The organism is Neobacillus rhizophilus, from assembly GCF_018343535.1.
Classification (GTDB): Bacteria; Bacillota; Bacilli; order Bacillales; family Cytobacillaceae; genus Neobacillus; species Neobacillus rhizophilus.
The window spans coordinates 386,990-404,066 of sequence record NZ_JAGYPF010000002.1 but is presented as its reverse complement, the minus strand read 5'-3'; the positions used below and the strand labels follow the sequence as shown (position 1 = coordinate 404,066).

The window sequence follows — 17,077 nt, the reverse complement described above, 5'->3', positions numbered from 1 at the left end:
TAATACATTATGAAAGTTTTTTGGATTTATTTCAAGCTATATCGCCAAGCGATACAAATACAAAAACCTCCTATCTGGAGGAATTCTATTAAGGATGACGCTGTTTTTGCTTTAGGTTTTCAACCGCTACAACACCCTTTTTATCCAGAATGCCTTTTTGGCCTGCTCCGTATCGCTTAACGCTATATGTGCTTCGAGATCGGATTGATCAAAGGAATGCAAATGGCCTTTTAAAAACTCATATCCATTTGGCTCTAAGATTTGGCTATATTTTCTAACAGAGGGTGTTGCAATCCCCCCTTCCTTCTGCCACTTCCTTGAAAGAGAGAGCTTTTTGTATATCATAACGTATATACAACTCATTTTCTAATAGATATGAAGGTTTTTTGGATGCTTTTTCAAGTCATATCGCCCGGCGATACTAAACACAAAAAAAAGCACCTTTCATCCGTATGGTTATGAAAATCAGATTTCCACCATCTAGTTCCTTGTTAAACAACAAAATATCCAAATCATGTAACTAAAGAATCATTATTAGGTATAGTTCGACAAACTTGGACAAATTTCCTGCAAGAACCGATATTGATTTTATATAGGCTAAATCGGCATTTGTTCGGTTCGAAACGTCATTTAATCATCCTCGGAAACAGGATGGAGATGATCCAAGTAATTGAAATCGATTTGAATAAAAAAGAATCCATTTTAATCAATCTTGATTAAAATGGATTCTTTCATACGGTTCTTAACAAGCAAACCGACTTTCCCCCACGTCTAAAGCATGTTCTCCTCTATGGTAAATGCCGCAGTTTGTCGGGATTGCCAACTATATAGATGGTCTGAATCCGATTACCATTAAAGGCGAAGGTATAGACATACTTAAGGTTATTATCCGTTGTTAGAGTCAGTCCTGGACTCCCATTGAAGGTGGCAAAGGAGAAGGTAAACCTATCTGCATACATTTTCATCAGGTTTTGCAGCAATCGGATGACTCCTTCAGCGCCGAAAATAGGCACCCTTGCTGTTGGTACCTTTCCGCCGCCATCCGAGTACATTGCGATATCTTCGCTGACAAGCTCCAATATTTGCGTAATGTCTCCATTTAAGAAGCTGTGGACAAACTCTTTTATTTTTGATTCCATAATCGTCACGGATGGCTGCTGGTCAGGGGTAAAATCCATACTTTTCTTTGCGCGGTGGAAAATTTGCCGACAGTTCGCACTGCTTTTGTCGAGAATTTCTGCGATTTCATCATAGGAGTAATGAAAAGCCTCGCGAAGTAAAAAGACGGCCCGCTCGTTGGCATTGAGCTGCTGCAGCAATAGCAAATAGGCTGTGGAGATAGACTCTTGTTGTAAAAAGGCCTGTGAAGGGTCGTTTGCCGGATTCTCTTTTTCAAGCAACGGTTCCGGCAGCCAGGGTCCAACATATACCTCGCGTGTCTTTGCGGATGACCGGATTAAATCAAGACACCGATTGGTGACAATCTTGCAAAGATAGGCTTTTTTGTTTTCAATCGTTTCGCGGTTAGGGAGCTGGTTAAAGGCAATAAATGCTTCTTGCACGATATCCTCCGAATCCATCACGCTGCCCAACATGCGATAGGCTAAAGAGAAAAGCAGAGGCTGATAGGCTTGATACAGTGTTTCTACACACATAATTCGGTATCCTTTCTGACGTTCGATAGCTGTGAAACAGCACGTTTCGCACTGGCCACACATGCGTCTACGAGCAGTTCCCCATGCGATGCCCAATCACCGGCGACATAAAGCCCTTCAATTTCAGGTACTGTGGGACCTGGATTTTCGATTCGATTCAGATGAGGAAAATCATGAACCACCGTCATTTTGGGCAGATACTGCCGGGCAACCACGTGATTTCGCCAACCAGGCTGAGCGAGATCTAACACCTGTTCTAACTCTCTTTCATCCTGCTCCGGGTCCGTTTGCGGGCCCAGATATTTGAAAAGCGAAACTACTTGTATTTCATCGTCACTTAGGATGGCCGGGCGTGGTTTTCCGGCACGTGAATGATTGGAATATAAAATGGGTTGATCTACGCCGTAGATAAATTGGTGTTTAGGATTGGGCAGCTGGCGTAAGCCAACATCTAGGCAGGCGCCGGTAACAGCGATTGCTTGCTTTTTCCACGTATCGAGTGCCGTATGTTCTGCATGAGGGACCAGGTTGTAAGAAATAGCTGGGGGTGTAGTCAAGATAACATTCGTTGCATCTATTTTACTGCCATCGGCACATAAAATCGAGCGGACTTTTTGCTCATGATGTTCGATTAAAGCCGCTTTGCAATTGGTGACTACTTTTACTTCCAGCTGGACAGCATGCTCATAAAGCTCATCTACGAGCGACCCCCAACCTTTATCCAGATAGAAAACACCAAGCAATGCATGTTGCATATGCTTTAAAGCTGGTCCGGCCGGGTGTAAATCAAGTGCAGCAGTATAAGTCGTTGTTCGAAGCAGTGAATAGAACAGATTGCGCAGCATCGGGTCCTGTATTTCAGTTTCAATCCAATCTCGGATGCTAATTTGACCCAAGACTCTTGTATCCATTTTCCCAAATTTTATAAACCATTTTGCAAATTCGAGCTTTCCTCCCCAGCTTAGAAGCGGACTTTGAAGGAGGGATGAAATATTCGTTGGCATGGTTAATAATTGATTTTTCCATAATCCATATGCATCAACAGAAGGTGAGCTTCCCTCTAATTTCAATCCGAGTTCGCGAAATGTTTTATACGCTTCCCCATTATACAAGGCATGACCGCCTAAATTAAAATAGACACCCTGCTTTTTATTGGTAATGGCCCTTCCTCCCAACCGTTTGCTTTGTTCCAGAACGATCGTTTTCTTTCCTGCCTTTGCGGCATAAATCGCGGCAGTTAAGCCCGCAATTCCCCCGCCTACTATTGCAACATCATATTTTGTCAATGTAATCACCCTTTTCGATTGTTTACAAACATAACGGGTGAGCGGATGATTTTGTGACAAAAAGAAGGAAAACTTTTTTGAAGTTTATTGTCTCCTTGGAAAATGAGAAGGGATATGCTCCGAAGTTTATGAAGTACCACAAAAATAAGCGTTAATTCTTAATAAAAGCTAAATACCCTGATTCTTTTATTATCAAGGTAAAAGCTGGACATATTATCGGTAGGAGATGATATGGTGGCTGACAAAGAAAAATACCAAACGCATTGAAAGGTTCTAATATGCTTTTTATTTCACTACAGAACCCATTCTGGCCTTGATTCGTGTTAGTATTTGAACGACAAAAATTTATACAATTCCTAACAATCTTGGCTGCAAAAGGATTCCTTTCCAGAAAGAAATGTACTGAAGTAGACCTCCCAGTACATGAAATAGTGATTTCAACTCATAATGATAGTAGGGAGGTATAAACAGATGAATTTCAGTTGGTTACTTGGGCTAATCATGTTGTCTCAACAAGTGACGATGCCAGGAAATTTAGTGATCACTCACAACGGCCATCCGATCTCAGTTGCTAACCTTACTAATTTGTCGATGCACTTGCCATTCTTACCTATTATCGATAATGATAAGTTTCAAAAATTCATGGACGAAATCGATCAGCAGGTTACAAAAAACCCTAAAAATGCAATGATAGATATTAATGGGAATATTATTCCAGAACAAGTCGGTTACCATTTAAACCGCGAAGTTTTCACAGAAAAAATTATCACTTATTATTTTAACAATACTTCATCTGAATTCGAGGTCCCTTTACAAACCACTTTTCCAATGGTCGACAGTGAATTGCTTGAAAATATTAGAGCAAAAAAAATTGGAGAATATGTTACATTCTTCAGCTCCAATAACAAAGAAAGAAACAATAATATTTATCTTGCTGCAAATGCCATTAATAATTATGTACTTTTTCCAGGTGAAACATTTTCCTTTAATAAAGTGGTTGGTGAAAGATCCGCAGGAAAAGGATATCTGCCTGCCACTGTCATTGTGAAAGGGGAATATGCAGAAGACTTAGGCGGTGGAATTTGTCAAGTATCCTCTACCCTTTTTAATGCAGTGGATAATGCAGGTTTAAAAGTCGTTAAGCGTTATTCGCATAGTAAAGAGGTTTCATACGTTCCGCCAGAGCGGGATGCCACCGTCAGTTGGAACGGGCCTGATTTCATCTTTAAAAATGAATACAATCAACCTATACTCATTCATACAAATGCGTCAAAACATAAATTACAAATTGAAATCTATTCTTCTGATGTCATCACATATACGCCAAAGGAGGTTCCATACCTTCCTGCTCGGCAACATCCCCCAAAGTAAAGAGATACTTTGGGGATTTTTAGTTTTCATCAAAAGGATAGTGTTACTCACAAATCTCCCTTAAAACAACTAAAAAAAACGACCGCCACTTAAGCACTTTGGGTATAGTACCCAATCCCTAACAATATTGACTTGGTAAAAGCATATATAGGCTGGATAGGTAATATTATTTACATAGTATCCCAAATTTGAAATTCTTTTGAGTCTAATCATAAATGGTGTATTGGAGGGTTGACCATGTTTCTTCACATCGTTCAGCCGGGTGATTCTTTATTCTCAATAAGCATAAGGTACGATGCTTCTGTTGATCAGATCCGTAGTACCAACGGTTTAGGGGAAACGAATATCGTTCAAGGCCAAGCACTTCTTATACCGCTTTATATATATACTGTTCAGCCGGGCGACTCACTAACTAGTATTGCAGGAAAAGCATTTGTTACCTTAGAGCAATTAAGAGCAGCCAATCCCTCAATAACCCCCAATTTATTACAACCAGGGATGAAATTAACGATTCCCAGAACGAATTACTTGGCATCTATAATCGGTTATTATGCTGTTAGATCCCCGGAATTGGATCGGAATTTAATCAGGGATTTTGCCCCTTATAGTACAGCTATTTCGATTTTTGAATACCACATTGCTGGTAACGGGGATATTGCTAACACCCTAGATGACTTGACTGCAATTCAAACACTTTGGAGTTTAAGGGTAAGACCCATTGCAACGATTACCAATTTGACACCCGGGGGTTTTAGTCCCGAACTGGTTCATCAAGCAATAAATAATCCTACCGCAAGGACGAATTTAGTTAATAATATAACTAATTTAGTAACGAATAGGGGGTATGGCGGGGTTAATATTGACTTTGAACGCGTTTTGGCTGTGGATAGAGATCTGTATACAGGCTTTTTAAGTGAATTACGGGATCGTTTAAAGCCATTAGGACGCACTCTAACCGTTGCTGTTCCTGCAAAGACAAGTGAAGAAATTCCTTGGCTAAAGGGGTATGATTTCGGAGGAATAGGATCAGTAGTGGACTTTATGTTTATCATGGCATATGATTTTCACCATGCAGGAAGTGAACCAGGACCTGTAGCTTCTATTCCAGATGTACGAAGAACAATTGAATTTGCTATAAGTAATGTTCCCCGCAGGAAAATTATTATTGGCGTTCCTTTATACGGGTATGATTGGGTTATTCCGTACCGTCCTGGAAGTGTTGCTCCAGCCATTTCAAATCAAGATGCTGTGGAAACGGCCATGAGGTTCCAATCACCGATACAGTATTCAACTGAATGGGAGTCTCCTTCTTTTCGCTATAGAGATCAAGGGGGAGTCACACATGAAGTTTGGTTTGAAGACGTAAGAAGTATGGCAGCTAAAATGATGTTAGTTCGAGACTATGGTTTACAAGGGATAGGCGCATGGCAATTAACACTGGGATTTACACCAGGACCTTGGCTTATAAGAAAGTTTTTCACCATAAGGAAGGTATAATATTTAAGTTAATGATTGTCTTGTTTAATTCTTGCCCCCGATCGTTTAAGCTCCTCTCTTCCCAACCACCTCCATGAACACCTGTCTCGAAAATAATGGTAAAATAAGTTAGAGGTGATTTTATGAAAAAAATGCCGAAACATAAATTTCATTTTATTGTTTCATTGATTTTTCTTGTTATCGGTATGATCCTTATACAAATACTCCCTAACGCCATTCCTACTCTCATTATTTTCGGCTATTTCTTTCTTTTTTACTTAGGAACGGGTATTTCTGATTTCATTAAGCAAAGTAAGAATACAAACTCACCTGTTAATTAAAAAGAAGACAGATAACCGTAACGGGTTTACTTTAGAGGTGCAAACATTGAAAAACACTTATGAGAACGCACTTGAATTCACGATATAATTCACAGTGCGTTCTTTACTTTTCAAATTTTAATTGTGTATTTTGTCTTAATTTACATAGTAAATCACAGGGTATGAAATAATTATTGAAGGGTGTGTGAATGATTGGTGATTTATTATGTAAAATAAGCGGAGATTTTTCGGTTAGACTGCAGATATATCTCGATTCGGGGCATATAAGCGGAGATTTTCCGATTAAGCAAAGCAAAATTAATCATTTTCACGTTTTTCGAGTCAATAGTCGGAATCTTTCCGTCTATTTAAGCTATTTTCAGAGCTATTTCCTAATTAAGAGAAATTTCTCCGCTTATTTATCAAACTCGCTTTATCGTTTAATGAACTTGTACAACTTACGGATGCTTTAGTGAAAAAAAATTCAAAAAAGGCTTTGAGATATTTGCATCTCTTAGCCTTTTTGAATGTGAAATATACTGTGAAGGTTATGTGATTTGCTATTTGATTTGGAAAAATATTTCTCCATTATAACGTAGGATTTCCCCTCTTTTATAAAGCTAGTGTTGGTTTCTTGTAAACCAAACTTTTTATAAAAATTCACCTTATTTTTTCTGGCATTACACCAAATTTTCTTCACGCCATTTTTCTGTGCTTCCTTTATAATAGTCTAACAATGTACTTCCGTACCCCTTACCTTGTTCTTGCTGAAGAGTGGCAAATTTGCGGAACTGACATTCTCCATTGTTTATAAAAAGTGAGATGACAGAAATCAAAATCAATCCTTTAAAAAGACCATAATGAATCCCTACATCATCATCTTCTAATTTTATATAGTCAAAGGGCTTATCTAGCCACATCACTTTATGCCTTAATTCCCAAACATCTTCCTTATCTACTTTTCTAATCGTAATTTCCATAGTCCTCTCCTTTGTTTAACACTATTAATTAAGGAATCCTTAGCCAATGTTAAAAATGAAGCACGAGAACCGTCCCATGCATCACCCGGTCAGAATCGCGAATACTAAAAGTAGTCCATAATAGGCTGTATAACTTTTATAAAATAGTATATGTTCAATTGCAAATTTAAGTTGCGAATTATTAGGAGAGAATCGTTATGTCATGGAAGTTATTCTTTTCATACGAATTCATGAACGATGTTGGAATTTCAGTAGGGATCTTTGTGCTGTTCTTACTTTTTCGGAAGTTATTTGCCAAGTATGTCATTGCTCTTATACTAAAATGGCTTCGAAAAGAAAATCATCCTTTTTTCTCTCACATGTTTTCATCATTCGAAAAGCCAATTCAGTGGCTGTTTATTCTATTAGGAATTTATATATCCGCTTGGTATTTCCCTTATTTCAATCATTCAAATGTTTTATTTGTGAAATTAGTAAAATCCGCGATTATCTTTCTTGTAGGTTGGGGATTGTTTAACTTATCATCTTCATCTAAGTTTCTTTTTACAAAGCTTAACAAAAGATTCAATTTTGAAATTGATGAAATACTGATTCCTTTCTTGTCTAAAGTTTTGCGATTTATCATCGTAGTTGTCACCTTTAGTGGGATTGCAGAACAATTTAATTATAATGTTGTTGGTTTGGTGGGTGGGTTAGGATTAGGCGGACTTGCCATTGCCCTAGCAGCTAAGGATGCAGTAGGTAATTTATTTGGAGGAGTCATCATCATTACAGAAAAACCCTTTACCATTGGAGATTGGATTTTGACACCTACCGTAGAAGGTACAGTTGAGACGATTACTTTTAGAAGTACAAGGATCCGAACATTTGCACAAGCACTCGTCACAGTACCAAATGCAAAATTAGCAAACGAAGCAATAACGAACTGGAGTAAAATGGGAAAAAGGCGGTTTGTGTCCACTATAAGTGTAACGTATGAAACACCCAAAGAAAAGTTAGAAGGTGTAATTAAAAAGATCGAGGATATGCTAAAAACTCACTCTGGAATCCACCAAGACACAATCGTTACTAAGTTTGATAAATATGGAGTAGATGGGTTAGATATTTACATTTATTTTTTCACAGAAACAACAGCTTGGTTAGAATTCTTAAAAATAAAAGAAGAAATCAACTACAATATAATGGATATCCTTACTAATGAAGGGGTTTCCCTTGCCATACCTAATAGAAAGTTATATGTAGATTCAAAATCTGATGTCAATGGTAAAGTTAGATGGGAGTTTTTAAAGTAAAGTACCTAAATTTACACTGGATTCATGATCTTTATCACGTTTTAACAAGCTGAAGAGAGTGTCCCAAAAGTAAAACTTTTAGGAGCACCCTCTATTTGTTTATGGCAAAACGGTTGGAAATTCCTTGTTGTTTGGTCTTCTGACGTTACCCATTATGGTAGTAATAAGATTTTACCCGTACTTTTTCGGCTCTCTAGAAATCGGTGAGCTTCTTGTCCATCTCTTAACGCAAAAGTTGTCGGCTCCGATACTTTTACTTTTCCTTCTTCTATCCATCTAAACAGCTCTTTTGATCGTGTCACTCTTTCTTCCCTAGAAGTGAGAACATTCCAAAGATCTCCCCCTGTTAGAGTTTTTGAGGTATCCATCAACAAGCGGGGATCAACTGGAGCCGGATCTCCCCCTGCCATCCCATAAAATACAACTGTACCACCGATGCGCGTAACAGCAAAACTGTCCATGAGTGTAGAGCCTATTGATTCATAAACAACATCCACCCCTTTGCCGTTCGTTTCTTCCAGAACTTTCTGCTTCCAGTCATCCCTGTACTGGAGAACCAAATCCGCTCCCACTTTTTTTGCAGCTTCAACTTTTTCCTTCGAAGATGTTAAGCCTATTACCTTACCACCAAGGAGCTTTATAATTTGAACAAGAAGCTGCCCTACACCTCCGGCTGCTGCGTGTACTAAGACAACATCATTATTTTTTACAGCATAGCTGTCCCTTGTAAGATAATGTGCAGTTAGCCCTTGAAGGAGTATAGAAGCAGCCTCCTTAAATGAAATTGATTCTGGCAGAGGGATCAATTTTTCATATGGAACAGCTACTAGCTCTGCATTGGCAAATGGAACATCAGCAAATGCAATACGGTCTCCTGTGCTTATGCCTTGCACTTCTGCTCCTACTTTTTCTACAATTCCGGCACCTTCATAACCTAAAATATATGGAGGCTCCCCGGCAAGATGATAATTTCCTTTCCTTCTATAAATGTCTGCAAAGTTTAGGCCAATTGCTTTCATTCTTACAAGAATTTCATCCGGACCAATGACAGGATCCATTACTTCGCCATATTCCAGGACTTCCGGACCACCAAATGTTTTAAAAACAAGTGCTTTCATATATAAATACCTCATCTCTAGGGTTAATTATTAAATGCAATACTAACGTGGGACAATATGAATTGCGAACCAGTTCAATTTTACAACCACTTTCTTTTATTGTAAGCATAAATAGGTCTGTATATCTACTATCCTCCTCTTCCTCCATTTGGAATACCCTTGATTTAGTACGCAAAAAGGAATACCCCCCACTTAACTCTCGTGGTTCATGATTTTTTCTTCAAATCCAGGATATACAATGAACGTATGCATGCCATGTGTCGCGTGAGGTCCCATATGACAGTGAAGCGGCCATGCACCAGGATTATCTGCCACAAACTCAAGGTCATAACGTTCACCTGGGGCTATACTGATAGTATCTTTTACCTGCGGATTTGGATTGATTCGCCCATCAGTTGCTACCACTTTAAAGTGATGTCCATGCGTATGGATGGAATGAACATCAGAACCGGCATTAATTAAACGAATCAAGTATTTTCCATCCTTCTTTACTTTCAACGGCGGAATATCGGTCCGGTTCAACGTGGCAATGGTAGAAGTAGGTTCCAGAATGCCCCGCAACAAATTCATATGTATAGGTTTCACCATCCTCTACCTCCTTTTGGCTGACTCCTGGTGTCCCATCACCTTTGAAACTGTTGTCGATCCCATGAAAATGAATGGTATGTGGTTCCTTTTGCTAGAATAGACAACATCATTATTAATTTGAGTATGTAATTGTTTAATCGTTAGGTAACGAATTGTAGGGGGAATCTATTCAAAATCAAAATGTTTAAGGAGAAGGCCGGATTCTTTAGCGAAACCGGCCTTTTTTATAATATGAGGTAGAAAGGAGAGAATTTGCCGTGGAACAAATCATCTCATTTATCAATGAGGTAGATTCCCTATCGTTGCGACCCTCTATCTGCTTTATCGAATAGAATCCAAGCTAGATTTAGTCCCCACACCTCACCGGGTAGTACAAACACCTTCACCAATCCCTCTCATCACCCGCCGCCCCTCTTTAAAGGTGGCAATTTCTTTTACCCCTTTTTCCAAAAGGGTTTGTGTATTCTGTTCAATAAAAGACCCAATATCATCAGGAAAATGAGAATCGGATGAAGTGGTAAAACACACACCCGCATTGATTAAGATGTCCAGGAACGCTGGGCTTGGACACATTTCTTTTACAGGGTAACGGTAATAAAGCCCGGCATTTATTTCGGTTGCCGTGTCGGTTTCGACAAGAGCTTTCGCTATTCTTTCATAGTGAGGGACGAGAAAGGCTTCGTCTGGTCGGTAATTAAATACCTTTAGATTATCCAGATGAGCTACAAACTGAAAGATGTTGCTGCGAATCGCCTTTTCGACCTCAGCAAAAAAGTCCTTATATAAATCGACTAAATTATAATGATGAAACCGATTTTGGGTGTCCGGATTGTCAAATCCCCAACCGTACATATAATGAACAGAGCCAATCACAAAATCCCACTCATATTTCTCAATGAGCCCCTTTAATTCCGCTTCGCTTCCGGAAAAGTAGTCTGCTTCCAGCCCCAACCGTAATGTGACGCCTTGTTGCGCCCAGCGCGGCTTCGCTTCATGAATAGATCGTACAAAATCCCCCATTGACTCCGTCATGACCTGGTTCAGCCAAACCTGCTGTTTGGTTCCGACATCGGAATCACTCAGGTCAAGATTCTTTTCAAAATAAGCCCGTGATTCCTTAAAACGGTATAGATGGTCGACTATGCCTACCTCCTTCAGGCCTTTTCGCTTGGCTTCAAGCAAATAGAGATCTAGCCAGGAAGCATCGTATGCGCCTCGTTCCAGCCGTGCTGCCAGCCGCTCCATGCTTTTTTTCAGCCAGCCCCTGGTATGCGGCTTTTCTTCCAGGGGACTGAAATGGTTTAACGCCTGATTGGTACGGTCTAGCCAGCTTAGTGAATAAGGGCCTTCTTCAAGATGTAAATGATAATCAACCTTCATGTTTGTCGCCCGCCTTTGACTGTAATCCATTGAAGCATCGTATCCATGCCCGTTTCTTTCCATGAGTTTGGCATGTCTTGATCACAAATCACATGATCAATTTTCGTTATCGGACAAATTTTATAGAACGATTCATGGTTAACCTTAGAGGAGTCAGATAGCAGAAACACTTGGTTTGCCCTTTCTACCATCGCAGTGGATACTAAACATTCCTCAAAATCATAATCACTGATATCCGTTAAGGTAATGCCTCCACAGGATAAGAAGACTTTGTCAAAACGAAAGGATTCCAGTGTTTTGCAAGTCATGGCACCGACAATCGATTTTTGTTCAGGAATCGTAACGCCGCCAAGTACGATGACTTTCCCTTCAAATTCTTTATTTTCCAAACTGCAGTTAAGTTCTTCTGCACAAGCGAGGGAATTAGTCACGATCGTCACTCCCTGAACACTCGAAATCGCACTTGCGAGATGAACGGTCGTCGTTCCAACATCAATCATGACGGTATCTCCGTCTTTGATAAACTCAGCCGCTTTTCTCCCGATAGCTTTTTTATCAGAGATCCTGACATTCATTTTTTGGGAAAAATGCGGTTCGCTTTTCGTTTGCTGATACTTAATCGCCCCGCCGTAGACACGCGTCAATTTTTTTTCTTTTTCGAGGATGTCCAAATCCCGCCTGATCGTTTCAGGCGTTACCTCAAGCTCACCAGCAAGAGAAGTGACCAATATTTTCTTCTGTTTTTCGAGTTGCTGTAAAATGTATTCATGACGTTCTGTAACCAGTATATTCATGACAGTGGAATCACATCCTTTTTATGAAGATAAAGAGTTTTCCGAGCTCCTTCCTGCACATCTTCATCTGATTGATGCAGGTGTTCTGCTGTCACCACGATTCCATTTGAACTGAACTCATAACGAGTGATATTTCCGAGCATCATGACCTTATTGACTCGGCCGGAAAACGTATAGCTATCCTCCATGTACTGGGCACTGAATGCCTCTGGTCTGATCGCGTAAAGTCGATTTGAAAATTCCCTTTCCGAGGTGGCAATCGATAACTCCGAGCCTTCGAGAACATTATAATTGCCGATAAATCTTGCGACAAATTCACTGCCCGGCTTGGTATAAATCTCATGAGGCGTACCGGATTGGGCAATCCTGCCTTCATTTAAAATATAAATCCGGTCACTCACAGCCATGGCTTCCTCCTGGTCATGAGTCACGAGGACAGTAGTAATATTCAATTCCTGCTGGATGGTGCGCAGCTGCTTCTGAAGATTTTTCCTGATCTGTGCATCCAGGGCACTTAAGGGCTCATCGAGCAGTAATACCTTAGGCTCAGTGACAATGGATCTTGCCAAGGCGACACGCTGCTGCTGGCCTCCTGACAATTCCCTTGGATAGGCATTTTCCTTCCCTGCCAAGCCTACCAGAGCCACCATCCGCGCGACCTTTTGTTTAATAGTTTCGCTAGGAATCTTTTGCATTTTCAAGCCAAAAGCAATATTTTCAGAGACTGTCATATTCGGGAATAGTGCGTATGATTGAAAAACCATCCCGATTTGCCGGTCTTTTGCCTTGACATTCGTGACATCACAGCCATCAATCTTGATGACGCCCTGTTCTGGGCTGGTTAATCCCGCAAGGATTCGCAGCAAGGTACTTTTTCCACAACCGCTTGGTCCCAGCAGGGTAACAAATTCGCCTTGCTTAAATGATAGATTCAGATCATGCAGGACGGTTTGTCCTTTAAAGGCCTTACTAATATTTTCAATGGTGACATAGCTCATTTTATAAAGTCTCCTTTCTTGACCGTGTTACTTTGACAATGATAGAAGATAGAATGGAGATTAAGATAAAATAGCAAATGACAATGGCACTTGCGATATGCCCGCTCACATTCAATTTTTTATACAAGTAGACTTGAACGGTTTCGAAGCTCCCGCCTATTAATAGATTCACTAACACAAATTCCCCGAATAAGATTGAAAATGACAGCAGCGACGAAACCAGTACGCCCGGCATAATATTCGGTAAAATGACTTTTAAAAAGGCGGTAAATCGGCTAGCCCCTAATATTTCAGCCGCCTCCATAAGCGAAACGGCCTGAATGTTCCGCAGGCTATTTCGGGTCCCCTGGTACATGTAAGGGAGGATTCCAACAAAATAGGCGCCCACGGTGACAACAACCATTGGCATGCCACTGTTCGAATAAGCCCTGATTAACCCTACCGCAATAATCACACCCGGCATGGCATACGTTAACACAATCAGGGCCTGGATAAATTTCTCCAGCCTTGGTGCGTAGACCACAATCGAGAAGATCGCTGGAACCATGATGAGCAGGGAAAGAATGGTTGCCCCGACTGAAAGGATGAGAGACCGTCCCATTGCTTTTAAAAATAACGAATCACTAAAAAGCTCCCCGTACCAGTGAAATGTTAAGCCCTCGGGCAAAATCGTTTTATGCCATTGAGTGGAGAAGGAATAAATGAGCGTCCCAAGCAGCGGTACAAGCAAGTATAAAAGGACTGCTCCGATCGTAAGATAATGAAAAAATGGGCGGTTCTTGTTCACGATAAATCCCTCCGAACCTTGCGTGTTAACCACTCATTGAGAAGCATCGCCACCACAAGGGTTAATCCTAATAATCCCGCAATCGCACTGCCAAGCTCAGGCTTGGCAAAAATATCGCCAGTCGTCAATGCGCCAATTCGGATCGTAACCAGATTATAGGTGCTTCCCGTTAACGCATAAGCGGATGCATATGCTCCCATCGCATTGGCGAAAAGAATACTAAATGTACCGGCAATGCTTGGAAGAATAATTGGGATACCAATCCGCAGCCAAAACTGCGTGGAGCTTGCCCCGAGCAGAGAAGCGGCTTCTTTCCAGTGCTTATTTATCCCCTGGTAGACCGGGTAAAGAAGCATAACGGCCAATGGCAGCTGAAAATAAAGATAAATAAGAACAAGGCCAGACCAGGAATAGACATTAAACGAGCTTAGCGTTTCCCAGCCGAAATGCTTAAACAGCAAGGTGAATAAGCCACTATTTCCTAACAGAACAATAAAGGCAAAAGCTAACGGAATGCCTGCAAAATTGGATGTTAGATTAGCAAAAATCAACACTCGATTTTGAATACGACTAGAAAAATGCGTGATGGAATAGGTGGCAAAAATGGCTAAGAGCGTTGCTATGAAACTGGATAAAAGCGAAATCAAAATACTATTCTTAAACGCTTGGCGGTAATACTCATTCTGAAAAATTTCCTGATATTGCTTGAATGAAAAACCAGTGCCCCCATCCGCTTGAAAACTTCCATATATCATAAAAAATAAAGGAATGAACAGGAACAGAAGAATCAAGAAAAGAAAGGGGATGAGACTAGCGACAAGCATTCCATTTATTTTTTTCAATGAAAAAACTCCTTTATAGACAGTGGTTACTCTGATAAAACCCTTTAAGGAAAAAGGTGCCTCCTGAAAGAAGACACCTATTTTAATTTCGGAAAGGACAGCTTTTGCATGGCTGACGATGGCTGGATTTTTAATAACTCGCAAGCCAAAGGCGCAATTTGAAGCTGGGGAATGACCTCTTCATAAATGCCATGCTTCATCTTATCCGTGATGATAAATAATGGCACATCTCGGTCAGCTGCTGTCGTACCGCCGTGCTGGCCGTCATGATTCATGCCATGATCGGCGGTCACAATAATCTGGTAACCTGCCTCCATCCATTTGGGAAGAATATTCGCCAATAGTATATCAACAGCAATCACACGATTCCGATACTCTTTGGAATCAGCTGTAAATAAATGGCCATCATTATCAATATTCATGGAGTGGACATACAGGAAATCCGGTTCATACTGATCCATAAAAAAATTAGCATCAGAAAATAGATGGGAATCAGGATAATGGTCCTCCCAGTAGAAAATACCATGTTGAATGGCTTTTTCAGTATTCAATTGAATTCGGTCTGTCATCGGATGAAAGGGCGCCGAATTATACAATTCACTTACCCAGTAGTAAGAGGCGGTCGCATTTTTTAAACCAGCCTTGTTTGTTAAATGAAACAAGCTTTCTTCATGAGACAACCGAACCGTTTGATTGGATGTAATCCCATTTTTATAAACCGGCGTACCTGTTAAGAGCACCTCATATAGCGGCCGGGAAAGGCTCGGCAGCTCAGATTTGACCTTAAATCTCGATGCTTTTCCCATTTCGATCAAATGGTGCAGATAGCCCATTTGGGAAATCGCGGTGTCATAACGCAGACCATCGAGCATAATAAAAGCTAGCTTATTTGACATTCATTAACACCTTCTCTTGCCATAATGAAAGCAACTGCTGCATGCCTTGTTCCCATGCTTTTGGATCTGATACGGGTTTCGCATTTTTGTACATGTCATTTGGCAGCAATTTTGCTTTCGCATCTTCAGGCAATTTTACATTTTCACGGATCGGACGAGCATAACCGCGTGCCAGGTTTGCTTGTCCTTCATCAGAAAAAATATACTCACGGGCAAGCTTGGCGGCATTTGGGTTTTTGGCATATTTGTTAATAACCGATGCATATCCAGAAATAACGGATGCCTCCTGAGGGATGACAACATCAAAGCGGTTCTTGTCAATCTGGTCCCTATACCCAAGACCATTGAAGTCCCAAACGATAGCTACATCTACTTCACCCTTTTCTAATGCCGTTAAGTTGACATTATTCGTTTGAAGACGACCTTGTTTAGCCAGCTTGGCAAAGAAATCGATACCAGGTTTAATATTCTTCTCATCCCCGCCGTTTGCATAGGCCGCGGCCAACACACCGTATTGAGCCTGACTCGCTTTTAACACGTCTCCAATCGCAATCTTGTAATCGCCGGTTTCAAGATCCTTCCATGTTTTCGGAGGATTTTTCACATTCGTTTTATCGGTCAAAAAGGCAATTGTTCCGGTATAACCAATCATCCAGTCCCCGTTATCATCCTTCGCCCATTTCGGAACATCGTCCCAATGTGAAGTTTTAAACGGAAGCGTTAATCCCTTTTGTTCCGCTAACGGCCCGAAGGATGCGCCAACATCGCCAATATCTGCCGTGGTATTTTCTTTCTCCGATTCAAATTTTGCCAGCTCTTCCGCACTGGACATATCAGTATCCATATGTTTAATACCATATTTGGAATCAAGATCCTGCCAGGTCCCCTTCCAGTTTGCCCATGTGTCCGGCATTCCGACAGAGTTTACTTGACCCTCTTGTTTAGCATTCTTGATCACGTCTTCAACGGAAACTTGATTTGAAGCTTGGACATTCTTTGTGTCCTCATTTTTATTTGAACAACCTGTAAATATCGAAACAGATAAAACTCCTACTGCAGCCATCGTTAAAACAGAACCTTTTCTCATCGAAACAACCCTCCAGAGTTTGTTTTTTGTTTGTTTGCATTTGCTTTACACTTTTCATCATACAAATCAAAGGTAAAACACGTATTAAACAAATGTAATGATTTCATAAAGGTTCTTTAATAGAATGTAAATTCATGCTTGTTATGAACCGAGCCAGAAATAAACGACAAAAAGAAGTTGATTTTTTTACAACCAACTTCTTTTTAC

Annotated in this window: 17 protein-coding genes; 3 read left to right on the top strand and 14 right to left on the bottom strand. The window is 40.5% G+C overall.

The annotated features are described in order from the left end of the window. Nucleotides 1-788: 788 nt before the first annotated feature. The gene (locus KHA99_RS09875) at nt 789-1,655 is read right to left on the bottom strand and encodes an RNA polymerase sigma-70 factor (RefSeq protein WP_213117281.1); all 867 of its coding nucleotides are present in this window, start codon (nt 1,653-1,655) and stop codon (nt 789-791) included. Then, a complete protein-coding gene (locus tag KHA99_RS09870; protein ID WP_307852060.1) occupies nt 1,646-2,950 on the bottom strand; it encodes a phytoene desaturase family protein in 1,305 nt (434 codons plus the stop codon). The genes KHA99_RS09875 and KHA99_RS09870 overlap by 10 nt, the downstream gene beginning before the upstream one ends. A gap of 462 nt (nt 2,951-3,412) precedes the next feature. Between KHA99_RS09870 and KHA99_RS09865 the strand changes: the two genes are divergently transcribed. Both KHA99_RS09865 and KHA99_RS09860 read left to right on the top strand, forming a co-directional pair. Beyond that, entirely contained in the window at nt 3,413-4,312 is a 900-nt protein-coding gene (locus tag KHA99_RS09865) for a VanW family protein (RefSeq protein ID WP_213117280.1), read from the top strand. Nucleotides 4,313-4,549: 237 nt separating this feature from the next. Further along, nucleotides 4,550-5,809, top strand: coding sequence for a glycoside hydrolase family 18 protein (locus KHA99_RS09860; protein ID WP_213117279.1), 1,260 nt, complete (start codon nt 4,550-4,552; stop codon nt 5,807-5,809). An 813-nt stretch (nt 5,810-6,622) separates the two neighbouring features. On the opposite strand, the gene KHA99_RS31340 is transcribed toward KHA99_RS09860, so the two are convergent. Both KHA99_RS31340 and KHA99_RS31335 read right to left on the bottom strand, forming a co-directional pair. Continuing rightward, complete coding sequence (locus tag KHA99_RS31340) at nt 6,623-6,772, bottom strand: hypothetical protein (RefSeq protein WP_307852059.1); 150 nt, start codon at nt 6,770-6,772, stop codon at nt 6,623-6,625. Between the two features lie 16 nt (nt 6,773-6,788). Further along, the gene (locus KHA99_RS31335; protein ID WP_307852033.1) at nt 6,789-7,088 is read right to left on the bottom strand and encodes a hypothetical protein; all 300 of its coding nucleotides are present in this window, start codon (nt 7,086-7,088) and stop codon (nt 6,789-6,791) included. 197 nt (nt 7,089-7,285) lie between these two features. On the opposite strand from KHA99_RS31335, the gene KHA99_RS09850 reads away from it, so the two are divergent. After that, nucleotides 7,286-8,380 carry a mechanosensitive ion channel family protein gene (locus tag KHA99_RS09850; RefSeq protein ID WP_213117278.1) on the top strand — a complete coding sequence of 365 codons (1,095 nt, stop codon included), beginning with the start codon at nt 7,286-7,288 and terminating at the stop codon, nt 8,378-8,380. A gap of 152 nt (nt 8,381-8,532) precedes the next feature. On the opposite strand, the gene KHA99_RS09845 is transcribed toward KHA99_RS09850, so the two are convergent. The 10 genes from KHA99_RS09845 to KHA99_RS09805 form a co-directional block, all read right to left on the bottom strand. Next, on the bottom strand, nt 8,533-9,513 hold the full coding sequence (locus KHA99_RS09845) for a quinone oxidoreductase family protein (RefSeq protein ID WP_213117277.1): 981 nt from the start codon (nt 9,511-9,513) through the stop codon (nt 8,533-8,535). 177 nt (nt 9,514-9,690) lie between these two features. After that, the gene (locus tag KHA99_RS30755; protein WP_443677936.1) at nt 9,691-10,020 is read right to left on the bottom strand and encodes a multicopper oxidase domain-containing protein; all 330 of its coding nucleotides are present in this window, start codon (nt 10,018-10,020) and stop codon (nt 9,691-9,693) included. After that, entirely contained in the window at nt 9,953-10,144 is a 192-nt protein-coding gene (locus tag KHA99_RS31650; RefSeq protein WP_307852058.1) for a multicopper oxidase domain-containing protein, read from the bottom strand. The genes KHA99_RS30755 and KHA99_RS31650 overlap by 68 nt, the downstream gene beginning before the upstream one ends. 302 nt (nt 10,145-10,446) lie before the next feature. Continuing rightward, a complete protein-coding gene (locus KHA99_RS09835) occupies nt 10,447-11,466 on the bottom strand; it encodes a histidinol phosphate phosphatase domain-containing protein (RefSeq protein ID WP_213117276.1) in 1,020 nt (339 codons plus the stop codon). Further along, nucleotides 11,463-12,260: a DeoR/GlpR family DNA-binding transcription regulator gene (locus tag KHA99_RS09830; protein WP_213117275.1), complete on the bottom strand. Its 798-nt coding sequence runs from the start codon at nt 12,258-12,260 to the stop codon at nt 11,463-11,465. Before KHA99_RS09830 ends, KHA99_RS09835 begins: the two co-directional genes overlap by 4 nt. Further along, on the bottom strand, nt 12,257-13,258 hold the full coding sequence (locus tag KHA99_RS09825) for an ABC transporter ATP-binding protein (protein WP_213117274.1): 1,002 nt from the start codon (nt 13,256-13,258) through the stop codon (nt 12,257-12,259). The genes KHA99_RS09830 and KHA99_RS09825 overlap by 4 nt, the downstream gene beginning before the upstream one ends. A 1-nt stretch (nt 13,259) precedes the next feature. Then, complete coding sequence (locus KHA99_RS09820; protein WP_213117273.1) at nt 13,260-14,045, bottom strand: ABC transporter permease; 786 nt, start codon at nt 14,043-14,045, stop codon at nt 13,260-13,262. Then, entirely contained in the window at nt 14,042-14,869 is an 828-nt protein-coding gene (locus tag KHA99_RS09815; protein WP_213117969.1) for an ABC transporter permease, read from the bottom strand. Before KHA99_RS09815 ends, KHA99_RS09820 begins: the two co-directional genes overlap by 4 nt. Nucleotides 14,870-14,964: 95 nt before the next feature. Beyond that, nucleotides 14,965-15,783, bottom strand: coding sequence for an alkaline phosphatase family protein (locus KHA99_RS09810; protein ID WP_213117272.1), 819 nt, complete (start codon nt 15,781-15,783; stop codon nt 14,965-14,967). Beyond that, nucleotides 15,773-16,870: an ABC transporter substrate-binding protein gene (locus KHA99_RS09805; RefSeq protein ID WP_213117271.1), complete on the bottom strand. Its 1,098-nt coding sequence runs from the start codon at nt 16,868-16,870 to the stop codon at nt 15,773-15,775. Before KHA99_RS09805 ends, KHA99_RS09810 begins: the two co-directional genes overlap by 11 nt. Nucleotides 16,871-17,077 lie beyond the last annotated feature (207 nt).